The organism is Mesorhizobium sp. WSM4846, assembly GCF_055811415.1.
This window is the reverse complement of the sequence record NZ_JBVVPZ010000021.1, coordinates 84122-99988: the sequence shown is the minus strand read 5'-3', so window position 1 is coordinate 99988 and position 15867 is coordinate 84122. Positions and strand designations below refer to the sequence as shown.

At 62.8% G+C, this 15867-nt stretch carries 12 protein-coding genes; 4 read left to right on the top strand and 8 right to left on the bottom strand.

What is annotated here, in order from left to right; all coding sequences use genetic code 11:
• Positions 1–156: 156 nt before the first annotated feature.
• The 3 genes from rnd to AC0L15_RS18810 form a co-directional block, all read right to left on the bottom strand.
• Entirely contained in the window at positions 157–1308 is a 1152-nt protein-coding gene (rnd, locus tag AC0L15_RS18820) for a ribonuclease D (protein ID WP_473496735.1), read from the bottom strand.
• 97 nt (positions 1309–1405) lie between these two features.
• A complete protein-coding gene (locus AC0L15_RS18815; RefSeq protein WP_287066030.1) occupies positions 1406–2650 on the bottom strand; it encodes an MFS transporter in 1245 nt (414 codons plus the stop codon).
• 161 nt (positions 2651–2811) lie between these two features.
• Entirely contained in the window at positions 2812–3315 is a 504-nt protein-coding gene (locus AC0L15_RS18810) for a DUF3280 domain-containing protein (protein WP_287247615.1), read from the bottom strand.
• A gap of 268 nt (positions 3316–3583) precedes the next feature.
• Between AC0L15_RS18810 and aspS the strand changes: the two genes are divergently transcribed.
• On the top strand, positions 3584–5374 hold the full coding sequence (gene aspS / locus AC0L15_RS18805; protein ID WP_287055050.1) for an aspartate--tRNA ligase: 1791 nt from the start codon (positions 3584–3586) through the stop codon (positions 5372–5374).
• A 283-nt stretch (positions 5375–5657) separates the two neighbouring features.
• On the opposite strand, the gene AC0L15_RS18800 is transcribed toward aspS, so the two are convergent.
• Complete coding sequence (locus AC0L15_RS18800; protein ID WP_473496733.1) at positions 5658–6848, bottom strand: hypothetical protein; 1191 nt, start codon at positions 6846–6848, stop codon at positions 5658–5660.
• Positions 6849–7099: 251 nt separating this feature from the next.
• On the opposite strand from AC0L15_RS18800, the gene parC reads away from it, so the two are divergent.
• A complete protein-coding gene (gene parC, locus AC0L15_RS18795) occupies positions 7100–9352 on the top strand; it encodes a DNA topoisomerase IV subunit A (protein ID WP_287247613.1) in 2253 nt (750 codons plus the stop codon).
• Positions 9353–9633: 281 nt separating this feature from the next.
• Positions 9634–10842 carry an AI-2E family transporter gene (locus AC0L15_RS18790; RefSeq protein WP_287247611.1) on the top strand — a complete coding sequence of 403 codons (1209 nt, stop codon included), beginning with the start codon at positions 9634–9636 and terminating at the stop codon, positions 10840–10842.
• On the opposite strand, the gene AC0L15_RS18785 is transcribed toward AC0L15_RS18790, so the two are convergent.
• The 3 genes from AC0L15_RS18785 to AC0L15_RS18775 all read right to left on the bottom strand — a co-directional run bounded on the left by AC0L15_RS18785 (position 10830) and on the right by AC0L15_RS18775 (position 13222).
• Positions 10830–11726, bottom strand: coding sequence for a DMT family transporter (locus tag AC0L15_RS18785; protein WP_287247610.1), 897 nt, complete (start codon positions 11724–11726; stop codon positions 10830–10832). The two genes, AC0L15_RS18790 and AC0L15_RS18785, sit on opposite strands and share 13 nt — an antisense overlap.
• 129 nt (positions 11727–11855) lie before the next feature.
• Positions 11856–12620 (bottom strand): arginyltransferase, encoded by a 765-nt coding sequence (locus AC0L15_RS18780; RefSeq protein ID WP_027154654.1) that lies wholly within the window; start codon positions 12618–12620, stop codon positions 11856–11858.
• A gap of 137 nt (positions 12621–12757) precedes the next feature.
• Entirely contained in the window at positions 12758–13222 is a 465-nt protein-coding gene (locus AC0L15_RS18775; protein ID WP_023798430.1) for an RDD family protein, read from the bottom strand.
• A gap of 222 nt (positions 13223–13444) precedes the next feature.
• On the opposite strand from AC0L15_RS18775, the gene sthA reads away from it, so the two are divergent.
• The gene (gene sthA, locus AC0L15_RS18770) at positions 13445–14833 is read left to right on the top strand and encodes a Si-specific NAD(P)(+) transhydrogenase (protein WP_287247609.1); all 1389 of its coding nucleotides are present in this window, start codon (positions 13445–13447) and stop codon (positions 14831–14833) included.
• Between the two features lie 13 nt (positions 14834–14846).
• Here sthA and AC0L15_RS18765 read toward each other — a convergent pair whose 3' ends face one another.
• Positions 14847–15518, bottom strand: coding sequence for an alpha/beta hydrolase (locus AC0L15_RS18765; protein ID WP_287066019.1), 672 nt, complete (start codon positions 15516–15518; stop codon positions 14847–14849).
• Positions 15519–15867 lie beyond the last annotated feature (349 nt).

Below are 15867 nucleotides of genomic sequence, written 5' to 3'. Positions count from 1 at the left end.
CATCGCAGCGTAGAATCACAACCGATTCCCCGCTGCAACTCCTATCTTAGCGCATATGCCCAAGTGGGGGAGATGTCAAGGTTTGGCAAAGAGGGCAGGACAGAGGGGCCCGCCGGCGTCCCGAACGATTCTACTGTGTCGCTCGAAATGCGGGCGCTACAAATCGAACAGCGCGATCTTGCGCTTGTCGAACTTGATGGCGAGCTCGCCGCGCACCAGTTTGAGCGCCGCCTCGCCGAACACGGCGCGTCGCCAGCCTTGCAAGGCCGGCACGTCGGCGTCCTCGCCCTCGGCAGCGATGCGGTCGATGTCGTCGCTCGAGGCCAGCACCTTCGAAGCGACGCCCTCCTTTTCGGCGACGATCCGCAACAGCACTTTCAGCAGTTCAGAAGCGGCATTGGACCCTTCGGGCGGCTGAAAACTCTTCGGCAGCTTCGGCATCTCTTCCCTGGGCAAGGCAAGCGCGCTGTTGACCGCGCCAAGCAGCGCCGATGCCGTCGCCGAGCGTTCCCAGCCTTTCGGCGTGGTGCGCAGCTTGCCGAGTGCTGCCGCATCGCGCGGTGCCTGCTGCGCCACCTCGTAGATGGCGTCGTCCTTGAGCACCCGGCCGCGCGGCACGTCGCGTTCGCGCGCCTCACGCTCGCGCCACGCCGCCACCGCTTGCACGATCGCCAGTTCCTGCGGCTTGCGCAGCCGCATCTTCAGCCGCTTCCAGGCGTCCTCCGGATGCGGATCGTAGGTTTCGCGGGCGGTCAGCACGTCCATCTCCTCGTTCAGCCAGTGGGCGCGGTTTTCCCGCACCAGCTCGGCGCTGAGGTGCTGGTAGACCTCGATCAGATGGGTGACGTCGGCAAGCGCGTAATCGAGCTGTTTTTCGGAAAGCGGCCGGTGGCGCCAGTCGGTGAACCGTGAGGACTTGTCGAGCCGGGCGCCGGTGACCTTCTGGACGAGCTGGTCATAGGAGACGCTGTCGCCGAAGCCGCAAACCATCGCCGCCACCTGGGTGTCGAACACCGGATGCGGCACCAGATCGCCGAGATGAACGATGATTTCGATGTCCTGGCGTGCCGCATGGAAGACTTTGACGACCGCCTCGTTGGCCATCAGCCTGAAGAACGGCTTCAGGTCGATATCGGGTGACAGCGGATCGATCAGCGCTGTCACCCCGGGTGCTGCCATCTGGATCAGGCAGAGAATCGGCCAAAAGGTCGTCTCGCGAATGAATTCGGTATCGACGGTGACGAAATCCGACTTTTCGAACGCGGCGAGAGCGGTCTCGAGTTCTTTTTGGGTAGTGATGACGTGCATCAAATCGCTTTTGGCAAAGTGTAAGGTCTCCTTCAATTTCAGCCGCGCAGGCTTTCGTCAAGCCGCTGTCGGGGTTTCAAGACCTGGCGGGCGCTCATCATTGCTTGGCAGGCCCGTCGGAATCATCGTTGCGCTTGGCCAGCCGGGCGAACACCGTCGATGTGCGCAAAAGGCCGATGAAACGGCTGCGATGGCCGGCCGGCACGCCGGATCGCACCTGCATCCGGTACAGTATGACGACAACGAAGATGGCATAGACGGTGGCGGTGAACACGAACAGCGCGCTTGGCCCGAAATACTGCATCGCCGTCGAGGCGGCGAACGGCCCGCCAATGGCGCCGAAGGAATAGAACAGCATCAGCGCCGCGTTGATCAGCACGAACTCGCCCTTGTCGGCGCGGTCGTTGGAGTGCGCCGCCGACAGCGAATAGAGCGGCATGGCGAAGCAGCCGAAGATGAAGACGATCACGAAGTTGAGGGACGGATCGCTGCGCGCCCAGAACACCAGCGCCAGCGACGCGAGCAGCGCGCAGCACGTCGTTATCAGCAGCACGGAACGCCGGTCCCAGCGGTCGGACAGATAGCCGAGCGGATACTGGATGATGGCGCCCCCGAAGATGCCGACGCTGACGAAGGTGACGACGTCGGTGACCGACATGCCGATCTGTTCGGCATAGACCGGCGACAATGTGCGAAAAGCGCTATTGGTGACGCCGACGGCAATGCAGCCGAAGCAACCGAGCGGCGAGATCCGCCAGACGCGGGCCAGGTCGAGCTTAACGTCTTCCGGCGGGGTAGGGTTGGAGCGATCGCCGAGCGACACCGGTACCAGCGAGAGCGTGATCATGATCGACATGACGGCGAAGATGGCGAAACCGCTGGCGCCGACGATTGGGATCAGGAACTGTGCGCCGGTGACCGAACCGATGTCGACCATCCGGTAGATCGCCAGCACCCGCGCGCGGTCCTTATTGGCGGCCCCGGAATTGAGCCAGGCTTCCATGATGGTGAACAGGCCGGCGAAGCAGAAGCCGCCGGCGAGGCGCAACGCGCACCACATGACCGGGTCGACGACCAGCACCAAAAGCAATGTCCCGGCCGAAGCGATCGCCGCCAGCGCGGAAAACGCGCGGACATGGCCGACGGCCTTCATGATATGGGTGACGGCGAGGCAGCCGAGCAGGAAGCCGGCGAAATAGAACGTCCCCATCAGGCCGATGGTCGAGGCCGAAAACCCCTCCTGCGCCCCGCGCAGCGCGATCAAGGTGCTCTGCAGGCCGTTGCCGCCGAGCAGGATGCCGGCGGCAATAAGGAGCGGGATCAGCGGGCGCATGGAGGACATGAAGGAAGGCCTGTCGTTGATCCTTCTTGAACCATCGCCCACGCCAATGCCAGCGGCAATTCCCGGCGGTTGGCAGGCCAGCGCCGGCTATCAATGTCTCAGTTTGATTTAGCTGGGGGATCCTTCGCGCTGCCGATGGCGCACTCGGATGGCTTGCCGCCCTACCGAAGAATCCTGTTTGTCATCAGCCATTTCACGGAGCGGGGCCACGCGTAATTCGCACCCATCCGCAGATCGGTAAAACCCTGCGAAACAGGATTCCCGGTTTCAGCATCGAGGATGCGAATGAACATCGTATGCTCTGTTCGGCTGACGCGCGTTACGACGCCCAGCAGGGCAAGAGACGCGCCGTGCTCTTTGGCGATCTTGCCTTCACAGCCGCCGCAATTGCGCAATCCGTGCGGCGCCACCGCCTGCTCATCCCCGGCCGGCACATCAACCACTGTAAAACGCCCTGACTGGGAGAGCATGTCCTTCGCCATTTGTGCCGACTCGGACAGATAGCGCCTATCATGTTCATCCGGCGGAATTATGCCTGCGCCACCGCTCTTGTCTTCCAATTCGAAAGGAAACACCTCGATTGACATCGGCTTTGTCTGAGCGTGTGCAAATGTGCAGGTGCCAACAAGCAGCGTCACCAGGACAGTCAATGTGCGAATGCGCATGGTAGTCCTCCCGCCAATGTGACCACCATTGTACACGGCTCGGCCACGCTGATCACGATCAGGCGGAGGAAATTCTACACTTTGACTGTGGTGGGGCGTTTTCACCCAGCCTCGGACGAATGCCGAAGTTCGTATCAAGATGCTGCCTGTGCGTTGCCCGTGCGCCGCCTGCCTTGACAAAAGCGGCCTCACATGTGCTTTTCGCGCAAATTTCGGGCCGGGCCATCATGCCTTGGCCGCAATCAAACATCCGGACTTGCCAATGACAATGCATCGTTACCGCAGCCATACCTGTGCCCAGTTGAGGAAGAGCGACGTCGGCTCTTCTGTTCGCCTGTCGGGCTGGGTGCATCGCGTGCGCGATCATGGCGGCCTGCTGTTCATCGATTTGCGCGACCACTATGGCCTGACCCAGATCGTCGCCGACCCGGATTCGCCGGCTTTCAAGATTGCCGAGACCGTGCGCGGCGAATGGGTCATCCGCGTCGACGGCGAGGTCAAGGCCCGCCTGGCCGAAACCGCGAACGCCAATTTGCCGACCGGCGAAATCGAGGTTTTCGCGCGCGAGATCGAAGTCCTGTCGGCGGCCAAGGAACTGCCGCTGCCGGTGTTCGGCGAGCCGGACTATCCCGAGGACATCCGTCTCAAATACCGCTTCCTCGATTTGCGCCGCGACACGCTGCACAAGAACATCGTGGCGCGCACGAAGATCATCGCCGAGATGCGCAAGCGCATGGGCGAGGTCGGCTTCACCGAATTCTCGACGCCGATCCTGACCGCTTCGTCGCCCGAAGGGGCGCGTGATTTCCTGGTGCCGTCACGTATCCATCCCGGCACCTTCTACGCGCTGCCGCAGGCGCCGCAAATATACAAGCAATTGATCATGGTGTCGGGCTTCGACCGTTACTTCCAGATAGCGCCTTGCTTCCGCGACGAGGACCCGCGCGCCGACCGGCTGCCGGGCGAATTCTACCAGCTCGATCTGGAGATGAGCTTCGTCGAGCAGGACGACGTTCTGGCGACAATGGAGCCGGTGATGCGGGGCGTGTTCGAGACCTTTGCCGCCGGCAAGCCGGTGACGCAGGAGTTTCCGCGCATCGCCTATGACGTTGCCATGCGCAAATACGGCACTGACAAGCCGGACCTGCGCAACCCGATTGAGATGCAGGCAGTCTCCGAACATTTCCGCGAGTCCGGCTTCAAGGTGTTCGCCAACATCCTTGCCAACGACCCGAAGGCCGAGGTCTGGGCCATTCCGGCCAGGACCGGTGGTTCCCGCGCTTTCTGCGACCGGATGAATTCCTGGGCGCAAGGCGAGGGCCAGCCGGGCCTCGGCTACATCTTCTGGCGCAAGGAGGGCGAGAAGCTCGAAGGCGCCGGTCCGCTCGCCAAGAACATCGGCGAGGAGCGCACCGAGGCAATCCGCCTCCAACTCGGGCTTGCCGATGGCGACGCCGCCTTCTTCGTCGCCGGCGACCCGAAAAAGTTCGTCTCGTTCGCGGGCGCAGCGCGCACCCGCGCCGGCGAGGAGCTGAACCTGGTCGATCGCGACCGTTTCGAACTGTGCTGGATCGTCGACTTTCCCTTCTTCGAATGGAACGAGGATGAGAAAAAGATCGATTTCGCGCACAACCCGTTCTCGATGCCGCAGGGCGGCATCGATGCGCTCAACGGCGAGGATTTGCTCGGCATCAAAGCGTTCCAGTATGACATGGTCTGCAATGGTTTCGAGATCGCCAGCGGAGGCATCCGCAACCATCTGCCGGAAACCATGGTCAAGGCGTTCGAGACTGTCGGGCTCAATCGCGAGACGGTCGAGGAGCGCTTCGGCGGCCTCTACCGCGCCTTCCAGTATGGCGCACCGCCGCATGGCGGCATGGCGGCCGGCATCGATCGCGTCGTAATGCTGCTGGTCGGTGCCAGGAACCTGCGCGAAGTGACGATGTTCCCGATGAACCAGCAGGCTTATGATCTGTTGATGAGCGCACCGTCGGAAGCCAGCCCGCAGCAGCTTCGCGAATTGTCGCTGCGCGTCGCGGTGACCAAGAAAGAGGGTTAAAAACCTCCCGCAACCGACTCTAAACGCTGTCGGTTTGCGCCGCCCCTCATTGCCCTGCCCGTCCTCCGCAGCAGTTGCGCCGCAGCTGCGGAGGGTGGACCGGGCATTTCTCCCCGTATGGTGACGGGGAGAAAGACACTCTCACAAATGATTTCGCCAACTGCCAGCGTTGCAAAGCTGGGCGCCAATGTCGCGGCCATCTCCCTTCTCCCCGTCACTATACGGGGAGAAGGTGCCGGCAGGCGGATGAGGGGCGGCGCTGACGCTCCCAGGCCCGCTCCAATCAGTCTTCGTTCGCCTTGACCGTCACGCCAAGCGTCTTCGTCAGGTCCGCCGGGTTGGACATGGCGCCTGCCATGATCAGCGCGAACGGCACAGCTGCCGGCGGTTCGGCCAGGATCTCGATGCTCTGCGGATCATCCAGATATTTGCCGACCGCAGCCGACACCTGCGCCGTCAATTCCGGATTGTTGAGCTGCGCCATGCCGAAAGGCACGACCGCCTTGGCCTGGTTGGCGACGTCCTTGCCGGACATGCCTTGCTGCTTGCCGACATAGTCCAGCACCTTGTTGGTCAGCGAATCGTCGTCGAAGCGGATCGAAGCGCTGTTGAACGAAAGCTGCTGCAAGATGCCAAGCATGGCCATGCCTTGCGCCGAATTGTCGGCGCCTTCGGGCTGCGCCGCCATCTTCTTCTGCATCTCCTGCAGCGACTTGATGACGTCAAGCGTGTAGCCGCCGAAACCGAAGGTCATGCCGAACGTTCCGGCATTGTCGACGGAGATGTCGTATTTCGACAGCTCCATCTTGCCGTCCGCAGGCTGCCAGGTGCCCTCCATGGCAAGGTTGCCGGTGATGTTCTGGTAACCAAGCGCGTTGATCACCTCCTTGGACTTCGGGTCCTCGACCAGCGTCAGGTCGGCATTGAACTTTTCCGTGGTGCCGGAAAACGCCATCGCCTTGCCGTCGGCTGGCGGGGTGATTTCGATGGCGAGCCCGTCCATCGAGAAGGCGGTCTTGTCGGCGATCTTGACCGTCATGTTGTCGAGCTCGGCCGATTCATACATCATCATTGAACCCAGCGGGCCTGTGGCGCCGTCGGCGGGAACGGTCATGTCGTGGATGATGAAGGCGCTGAGGTCGAGCGTGACGCCGTTTTCGCTATGCTGGAATGCCGAAGTCGAGATGGTTTCGATTTCATAACCGCCATTGGCTTCGGTCACCCCTTCGAGTTTGATGTCGCCGATCTTGAGCGCTTCCTTTTCGGCCGCCGGTTTGAGGGCCACGCCTTGCAGCACCATGCTGGAGGCATCGCCCGTCACCCCGGTCCAGGAGATGTCGACGCCCTGGGCGGCGAGAGCCGCCTTCAGCCGGTCGGCGACCGCCGCATCCTGCGCGAAGGCCGCATTCAGCGGCAGCGTCAGCAGCAAGGTCGAAAAAGCGAGTTTGTTGAGTGTCGAGCGTCTGATCGTCATCGCGGTTCCCTGAGAGTGTGCTGAAGATTTTTCAATTTGTTGCGCCGTCACCCTTCCGTGACGAACTGGACGGGAAAAAGGCCTTCCGCCACACAATGGTCGAAAACCACGGCGAAAGGCAAATCCGATCCATTGCCATAGAAGCGGGATGTAACCGAGTGATGTTGCTGGCATCCAGTTCGTATTGCGCAAGAGGCTGCCCCATTCAGGCGCCTCTTGCCGCGAATCACCCGCTCGGCTAGTCCCAGCCCATGGGAAAAAGGCTTTTGCCGCCTGGCGATGGCGGTGGCGACAACATCGAGCCGATCGATCTGAAGAAAGCGCTGGAAGAGCGCTATCTCGCCTATGCGCTGTCGACCATCATGCACCGGGCGCTGCCGGATGTCCGCGACGGGCTGAAGCCGGTCCATCGCCGCATCATGCATGCTATGCGGTTGCTCAGGCTCAACCCCGACCAGGGCTTCGCCAAATGCGCCCGCATCGTCGGCGAGGTGATGGGCAAGTTCCATCCGCATGGCGACCAGTCGATCTACGACGCGCTGGTGCGGCTGGCGCAGGATTTTTCGATGCGCTATCCCCTGGTCGACGGCCAGGGCAATTTCGGCAATATCGACGGCGATAACGCCGCCGCCATGCGCTACACCGAAGCGCGCATGACCGACGTGGCGACCGAGCTGCTGTCCGGCATCACCGAAGATGCGGTCGACTACCGGCCAACCTACAATGAGGAGGACGAGGAGCCGGTCGTGCTGCCCGGCGCCTTCCCCAACCTGCTCGCCAACGGCTCGTCCGGCATTGCCGTCGGCATGGCGACCTCGATCCCGCCGCACAATGCCGCCGAGCTCTGCGACGCTGCCCTGCATCTGATCGAGCACCCCGATGCGCCGGTGACGACGTTGATGGATTTCGTCCAAGGCCCGGATTTCCCGACCGGCGGCATCATCGTCGACAGCCGCGCTTCGATCCTCGAAGCCTACGAGACCGGTCGCGGTGGTTTCCGCGTCAGGGCGAAATGGAGCCAGGAGGACCAGGGCAGGGGCACCTGGAGCATCGTCGTCACCGAAATCCCCTATGGCGTCCAGAAGGCGCGGCTGATCGAAAAGATCGCCGAGCTGCTGATGGCGCGCAAATTGCCGCTGCTCGAGGACATCCGCGACGAGAGCGCCGAAGACGTCCGCGTCGTGCTGGTGCCGAAGAGCCGTTCGGTCGATCCCGGCATCCTGATGGAATCGCTGTTCAAGCTGACCGAGCTCGAAAGCCGCTTTCCGCTCAACATGAATGTCCTGTCGCGCGGCAAGATACCCAACGTGCTGTCGCTGAAAGGCGTGCTCAAGGAATGGCTGGAGCACCGCCGCGAGGTGCTGATCCGCCGCTCCAGGCATCGCCTCGGCGAGATCGAAAGGCGGCTGGAGATACTCGCCGGCTATCTGATCGCCTATCTCAACATCGACGAGGTGATCAGGATCATCCGCGAGGAGGACGAGCCCAAGCAAGTGATGATGGCGCGCTGGTCGCTCACCGACAACCAGGCCGAAGCCATCCTCAACATGCGGCTGCGCGCCCTGCGCAAGCTCGAGGAATTCGAGATCCGCAAGGAATTCGACGGTCTCACCACCGAGAAGAAGCAGATCGAGGCGCTGCTCGCGTCCGATGCCAGGCAGTGGTCGACGATCAAGTGGGAAGTCTCCAGCATCCGCGAGAAATTCGGACCGGAAACCGCGCTCGGCAAGCGCCGCACCCAGTTCGCCGACGCCCCCGAACATGACCTGACCGACATCGCCCATGCCATGATCGAGCGCGAGCCGGTCACCGTGGTCGTTTCGGAAAAGGGCTGGCTCAGGGCGATGAAAGGTCATCTGACCGACCATTCGTTGCTGACCTTCAAGGAGGGCGACAGCCTCAAGCTCGCCTTCCACGCCCAGACCACCGACAAGGTGCTGCTCTTCACCACCGGCGGCAAGTTCTACACGATCGGCGCCGACCGGCTGCCGGGCGGGCGCGGCCATGGCGAACCGATCCGCATCATCGTCGACATGGACAACGACCAGGACATCGTCACCGCCTTTGTCCATGATTCCAAGCGCAAGCTTCTGCTGGTGTCGCACGACGGCAACGGCTTCATCGTGCCGGAAGAGGAAGTCGTCGCCAACACCCGCAAGGGCAAGCAGGTGATGAACGTCAAGGCGCCCGACGAGGCCCAGCGCTGCATGCCGGTCGCCGGTGACCATCTCGCCATCGTCGGCGAGAACCGCAAGATGCTGGTCTTCCCGCTCGCCGAAATCCCGGAGATGGGGCGCGGCAAGGGCGTTCGCCTGCAGAAATACAAGGATGGCGGCGTCCTCGACCTCAAGACCTTCACGCTCGCAAGCGGTCTCTCCTGGCAGGATTCTGCCGACCGCACCTTCATCAAATCACGTGAAGAGCTGGTCGAATGGATTGGCGCCCGAGCCTCGGCCGGACGCATGGTGCCGAAGGGATTCCCGAGGACGGGGAAATTCGGGTAGTTGCTAATCTCCCCCTCGAGGGGCCCTCGAGGGGGAGATGTCGCCGAAGGCGACAGAGGGGGTCGGAACGTTCAGGCGCGACGCGACCTCTTATTGCGACAGAGGAGGCTGGAGCTTCACGCTCGGCGACCCCCTCTGGCCTGCCGGCCATCTCCCTCTCAAGGGGGGAATTTAGCAGCTCCATCCAAACATTTGGAATGTCGTCACGATTGCTGCACTATGTCGGTGCATAAGCATCACTACATAAGGCGCGGACACACGCGTTTGGGAGAAATGGGCATTTGAAAGAAGCCAGGGTTCGGAAACCGGAAGGGCAGCAACGCCTGTTCGGCCTGTCGACGCCGGTCAGATCCGCGGTCATTCCGCCGCTGTCGGCGGCGCGGTGGCTGCTGGTACTGATCGTCGCCGCCGGTGTCTATTTCTTTCATGGTTTCCTGGTCCCGGTGCTGGCTGCTCTGGTCATCGCCTTTGCCAGCTGGCCGCTCTATCGGCGGCTGCTTGCTGCCGTCGGCGGCAACCGCACGGTCGCCGCGACATTGGCGATCCTGTTCATCCTGACCTTCCTGGTGGTGCCGATCGCGCTCGCCGGCGCCTACGCCAGCAACGAAGTCCGCGAATGGGTTGGCTGGGCGATCGAGACCAACCGCCACGGCGCGGTGACGCCGCACTGGATCGCCACGCTGCCGGTGGTCGGCGACTGGCTGAACGAGCAGTGGACGCGCAATCTCGGCCATCCCGGCGGCATCGGCGAACTGATCCAGCTGATCAGCGGCGCCAACATCGGCAGCATCTATCGCGGCGTGCTGGCCGCCGGCGGCAGCGCCTTCGGCCTTCTGCTGGCGCTGCTGTTCATGATGATCGCGCTGTTCTTTGCCTATCGCGACGGCGAGCATTTCGCCGGGCAGGTCGACCGTCTCGGCGAACGCATCCTGCCGACCAGGTGGGAGCGGATTTCACGCGTCGTGCCGGCGACGATTTCCTCGACGGTGACCGGCATGACCATTATCGCCATTGGCGAGGGGGTGGTGCTGGGCGTGGCCTACTGGCTGGCCGGCGTGCCGTCGCCGGTGACGCTCGGCGCCCTGACCGGCATCATGGCGCTGATCCCAGGCGGCGCACCGATGTCCTTCACGCTTGTTTCGATCTATCTCGCCGCCAGCGGCTCGCCGATGGCCGGTTTGGCGCTGTTCATCTGGGGAAGCGTCGAACTGTTCATCGTCGACAAGACATTGCGGCCGAAGCTGGTCGGCGGCCCGATAAAGCTGCCGTTCCTGCCGACCTTTTTCGGCCTGGTCGGCGGCGTCAAGACGATGGGCTTTCTTGGCCTGTTCATCGGTCCGGTGCTGATGGCGTTGCTGGTCGCGATCTGGCGCGAATGGCTGCGCGAGGTGGAATTGGCCGACGAGCTTGCCCCCGCAGCACCGGCGGAACTCGAAGCGGCGCCGCCGCAAATCGAAATCGTTGCCGAGAAGAAGTCTCAGGCCGGGTGACGGACTGCAAGGCTGGCGCGGCGTTTTCGCCCCTCATGCAGCTGCCATAGCGAATGGACAACCAGCGTGACGATCAGGATCGCGCCGCCGATCAGGCTGTTGCGCGACGGCGTCTCGGCAAAGATCATCCACATCCAGACCGGCGCCAGCACGGTTTCGAGCAGATAGAACATCGCCACTTCCGGTCCCGAAATATATTTCGGTCCGGTGGCGAGGCAGAAGAACGAGATCGGCATGATGACGGCGCCGTTGAAGATGATCCACCATGGCGCGTTTACCTGAAACCCTTCGCCCGAAACCATGAACACCGCGACGGCCAGGGGCAGGATCACGCCGATCAGCGAAGTGAATCCCATGTCCTTGCCGCTGGCGCGCGAGATGGTGATGGCCAGCGCAATGAAGAAAGCCGAGCACAGCGCCATGAGGTCACCGAACAGGTGGCCGGTGCCGATCGAATCGCCGACGATGATCGCGACGCCGACGATCATGACCAGCATCGCCATCACGGTGACCAGTCGCGGCCGCTCCTTCAGGAACAGCCAGGACAGCAGCGCCGCGAACACGGTGTTGAAGGCCAGGATGAAGACCAGGTTGGCGGTCGTGGTGTGATAGATACTGATGACGAAGGTCACCGAGGTCAGCCCGTAGCACAGGGCGACGACGAGCCCTGACCAGCCGGGGATGAGCTGCGGCGCGTTACGGCTCAGCGAGCGCCACACAGCCCAGATGATCAGCGCCGCGACCAGGGTGGTGCCGGTGCGCAGCAGGAGGATGGTCCATGCGCCGCCGTCGGCGAGCCGGATCAATGGAATGTCGATGGTCAGCGTCAGCCCGCCGATGGCGGTGACGAGAAGGCCTCTTTGATGATCGTTGTGGGACGACATGGCAGTACCCGCAATGAATTTGGAGGCAGGCGCAAAATTGGCCCAGCGTCTGGACGTTTCAGCCAAGCAGCCGAAAACCAGAAGCATCCTCCTTGAAGCAGTTTTAAGGATTGTTGGCGAAAGAGCGGATCAGCGCGAAACCGCTTCGTGGTCGTAGCGTTCCCAGCCTTTCGGGCCGAGATGCTCCTGCGGCATGAAGCGCATCTTATAGTTCATCTTGCGCGAGCCGTTGACCCAGTAGCCGAGATAGACATGGGGCAAGCCCATCGCCCTGGCGCGAGCGATGTGGTCGAGGATCATGAAGGTGCCGAGCGAGCGGTCCTCGAAGTCCGGGTTGAAGTAGGAATAGACCATCGACAGGCCATCGGCCATCTTGTCGGTGAGGGCGACTGCGATCAGCTCGCCCTGACCCTTGCCGGTGATAAAGCTGTCGGGGCCGCGGCGCCGGTATTCGATGACCTTGGTGTCGACATGCGTGTCCTCGACCATCATGGCGTAGTCGAGCACCGTCATGTCGGACATGCCGCCGCGGCGATGGCGGGCATCGAGATAGCTGCGGAACAGCGAATACTGCTCGGTCGACGGTTGCGCGTCGTGCATCGCGCCGATGAGGTCTGAATTGTGCTGTATCACCCGCTTCATATTGCGGCTGGCAGTGAATTCCTGCGCCAGGATGCGCACTGAAACGCAGGCGCGGCAGGTCTCGCAGGCCGGCCGGTAGGCGATGTTCTGCGATCGCCGGAAGCCGCCTTGCGTCAACAGGTCGTTCATCTCCGATGCCTTGTCGCCGACCAGATGCGTGAACACCTTGCGCTCGAACTGGCCCTCAAGATACGGGCATGGCGACGGCGCGGTCAGGAAGAACTGCGGCGACTGGGTTGGATGCTGCGTCATCGACCCTTGGATACACTCCTGCGAATCATCATACCTTTGGCGCGCACGGCGAAAAATTCAACAGGATTGTGAAAGCGTGGCTACCGGACGCCTTCACTTTGCACATAAATGCTCGCGGGGACTGGTGAAAAGCTGTTTCAGCGGTCACTGCGGCTGACCACCGTGCCGAGCAGCAGGTCGTGCAGCGTGCGCTTGCGGTCGGCAAACAGCGACACCAGAAGGACCAGCGGCGTCAGGATGACGTTGCCGGCCCAGAACAGAACCGAATGCACCACCGCCGTCAGCCCGTCGATGCGGGTGCCGTCGAGACGGTCGAGCCGGATCCCCATCATCTTCATGCCTGTCGTAGCCTGGTCGGCGCTGCCGAGCGTGTTCCAGATGTAGAGGATGGCGACGGCCGGCACGAGGATGGAAAACAGCATCCAGCCAAGGCCAAGCGTCAAAATCCCGAGGAAGAACACCAGGATCGCGAACGGAATGGTGAGCAGCGCGACGATGCAATAATCGATGATGAAGGCGAGGACACGCCGCGTGCGCACGCCATCATAGGCCCTGACATCATCGAGCCTGCTGATTTCGCCGTCGAGAACGCGCGCGTTCATGTCATTTCCTCGCAATCAGGCCCGGCATAGGGTGCGGACCGCCTGGTGTTGAAATGGTGAAGTCCTGCGGCGGAATCAAGATCGAGCCTTTTTTCGGCCCTGCTACCGGAGGCAACGCCGAATGTAGACTGGATCGGTTGAATTTGCAGCACGGATGACGTTAGTTTGCTGCAGCGCAACAAACACGGCAAATGCGCCCAAGGGGCGAGGGACAGGGCCAATATGGACTACGACATACTGGTCATTGGCAGCGGGCCCTCAGGGCGCCGCGCCGCGGTGCAGTCGGCCAAGCTCGGTAAATCCGTGCTGGTGGCCGACAGGGGCCGGCGCCTTGGCGGCGTGTCCGTGCATACCGGCACCATTCCGTCGAAGACCTTGCGGGAAACCGTGCTCAACCTCTCGGGCTGGCGCGAGCGCGGCTTCTACGGGCGCGGCTACCGGGTCAAGCAGGATATATCGGTCGGTGATCTGATCGAACGGCTGCACAAGACGCTCGATCACGAGGTCGAGGTGCTGCAGCACCAGTTCATGCGCAACACGGTCAAGAGCGCGCGCGCCACAGTCAAGTTTCTGGGTCCCAACAGAGCCAGCCTGACGACGGATACCGGCGACTACAGCGAGGTCGGTTTTGCGCATGCGCTGATCGCGGTCGGCACCCGCCCGCACCGGCCGCGCGACGTGCCCTTCGACAAGATCCGTGTCTTCGACAGCGACGAGATGCTCGAACTCGAGCGCCTGCCGCGGACGCTGACGGTGATCGGCGCCGGCGTCATCGGCGTCGAATACGCGACGATCTTTTCGGCGCTCGACGTGCCGGTGACGCTGGTCGAGCCGCGCGACAGCATCCTCGATTTCGTCGACCGCGAGATCGTCGACGATTTCATCCATCAGATGCGCGACCGCGGCATGACGATCCGGCTCGGCAGTGCGATCAAGGAGATAGCCTCGAAACCAGACTATGCCGAGGTGACGCTAGCCGACGGCCGCAGCATACGCTCGGAGATGGTGCTTTATGCGGCGGGGCGCACCGGCAATGTCGGCGCGCTCGGCCTCGATGTGGTCGGCATCGAAGCCGACGCGCGGGGCCGCATCAAGGTCGACCCGCAGAGCTTCCGGACCAGCGCGCCGAACATCTATGCCGCCGGCGACGTCATCGGCTTTCCGAGCCTCGCCTCGACCTCGATGGAACAGGGCAGGGTGGCCGCCTGCCACGCCTTCGGCGTGCCGTTGCCGCCGCCGCCGGAAACCTTTCCCTACGGCATCTACGCCGTGCCGGAAATCTCGACCGTCGGCCAGTCCGAGGAGCAGGTGCGCGAGCGCGGCGGCGCCTATGAGGTCGGCGTGGCGCGCTTCCGCGAAACCTCGCGCGGCCATATTATGGGCGTCAACACCGGCTTCCTGAAGCTTCTGTTCTCGATCGAAACGCGCCGGCTGCTCGGCGCGCATATCGTCGGCGAGGGCGCAACCGAACTGATCCACATCGGCCAGGCGGTGATCAATCTCGGTGGCACCGTCGATTTTTTCGTCAACAACACCTTCAACTATCCGACGCTGGCCGAAGCCTACAAGATCGCCGGGCTGGATGCCTGGAACCGGATGGGGCGGGCATAGGGCGACGGGCTCATCAATTCGCCTGCGCGATCGCGGCTGCCGGGCCTGCCAGCCACTGCCCGACGATTTCAGCATCCCGGTCGCCGATTTCATGGCCGGAGGCGATGGTGTGGGCCTCGACCGCGGCGCCATGCGATTCGAGCAATGCGACCAACGCCGGGGCGAAGGGCGCGTAGGTCAGGTCATCTGCGCCGGCGATGATCAGCACGCGCGCTTTGGACAGATCGGCCGGGGGCACGTCGTCGAGCACCGGCATCGGGCGCAGCAACGCCGCCCGTTCGATGCGGCCGGAATGCAGCAGCATCACGCTCGAAACCAGATTGGCGCCGTTTGAATAGCCGAGGAAACTCGTCCGGGCGAGATCGAGACCGTGGCGCTTCGCGGCCGCGGTGATGAAGCCGGCGAAAGCGTCCGCCTCGGTGCGGATGCTCTCCTGTTCGAAGCGCGTCGGTGTGATCCGCGCGAACCAGCGGAAACCGTCCTCCTGGGCGATACGGCCGCGCACCGCCACCAGCACGGCGCGCGGTGCGATTTGCCGCGCCAGCGCCACCAGCGTCGTCTCGTCGACGCCGGACCCGTGCAGCAGGAAAAGGCATTCGCCGCTCGCATCCACGGGCCGGTAAAGGCGGTAGAAAAACGGCAGGTCGCGCCGCAAAAAGCCGTCTTCCGGAGGTTTTTCGGCCATATTGCATCCTTTTGATTTCGTGTGGTTTTTATTCATTTGCCGGCTTCAAAACGGAATATTTTCGGGCTCCTTCAAAGTTGATTGAACCGGGCGCATTTCAGTCCGTTTGTTTGCCGATATGCTCCTGCGGGAGGAATCGAAGCGGTGCGTCCGGCGGTCGCATCGATCGCGGCATGAACAACCAGCTTTGAGGCCTTTTATCAATGATCATGCCAATTTCACCGGATCGCGGCACGCGTATCCCGGAGCGGGGGGGGGGGGGGGGGCCGCCCCCCCCCCCCCCCCCCCCCCCCCCCCCCCCCCCCGGAAGTTTTTGGGGCGGGGGAGGCGGGGGGGGATAATTTTAATG

What these genes read in the sequence shown, in the direction of transcription:
- rnd (WP_473496735.1), bottom strand. Translation starts at nt 1,308, where the DNA reads ATGCACGTCATCACTACCCAAAAAGAACTCGAGACCGCTCTCGCCGCG.
- AC0L15_RS18815 (WP_287066030.1), bottom strand. Translation starts at nt 2,650, where the DNA reads ATGTCCTCCATGCGCCCGCTGATCCCGCTCCTTATTGCCGCCGGCATC.
- AC0L15_RS18810 (WP_287247615.1), bottom strand. Translation starts at nt 3,315, where the DNA reads ATGCGCATTCGCACATTGACTGTCCTGGTGACGCTGCTTGTTGGCACC.
- aspS (WP_287055050.1), top strand. Translation starts at nt 3,584, where the DNA reads ATGCATCGTTACCGCAGCCATACCTGTGCCCAGTTGAGGAAGAGCGAC.
- AC0L15_RS18800 (WP_473496733.1), bottom strand. Translation starts at nt 6,848, where the DNA reads ATGACGATCAGACGCTCGACACTCAACAAACTCGCTTTTTCGACCTTG.
- parC (WP_287247613.1), top strand. Translation starts at nt 7,100, where the DNA reads ATGGGAAAAAGGCTTTTGCCGCCTGGCGATGGCGGTGGCGACAACATC.
- AC0L15_RS18785 (WP_287247610.1), bottom strand. Translation starts at nt 11,726, where the DNA reads ATGTCGTCCCACAACGATCATCAAAGAGGCCTTCTCGTCACCGCCATC.
- AC0L15_RS18780 (WP_027154654.1), bottom strand. Translation starts at nt 12,620, where the DNA reads ATGACGCAGCATCCAACCCAGTCGCCGCAGTTCTTCCTGACCGCGCCG.
- AC0L15_RS18775 (WP_023798430.1), bottom strand. Translation starts at nt 13,222, where the DNA reads ATGAACGCGCGCGTTCTCGACGGCGAAATCAGCAGGCTCGATGATGTC.
- sthA (WP_287247609.1), top strand. Translation starts at nt 13,445, where the DNA reads ATGGACTACGACATACTGGTCATTGGCAGCGGGCCCTCAGGGCGCCGC.
- AC0L15_RS18765 (WP_287066019.1), bottom strand. Translation starts at nt 15,518, where the DNA reads ATGGCCGAAAAACCTCCGGAAGACGGCTTTTTGCGGCGCGACCTGCCG.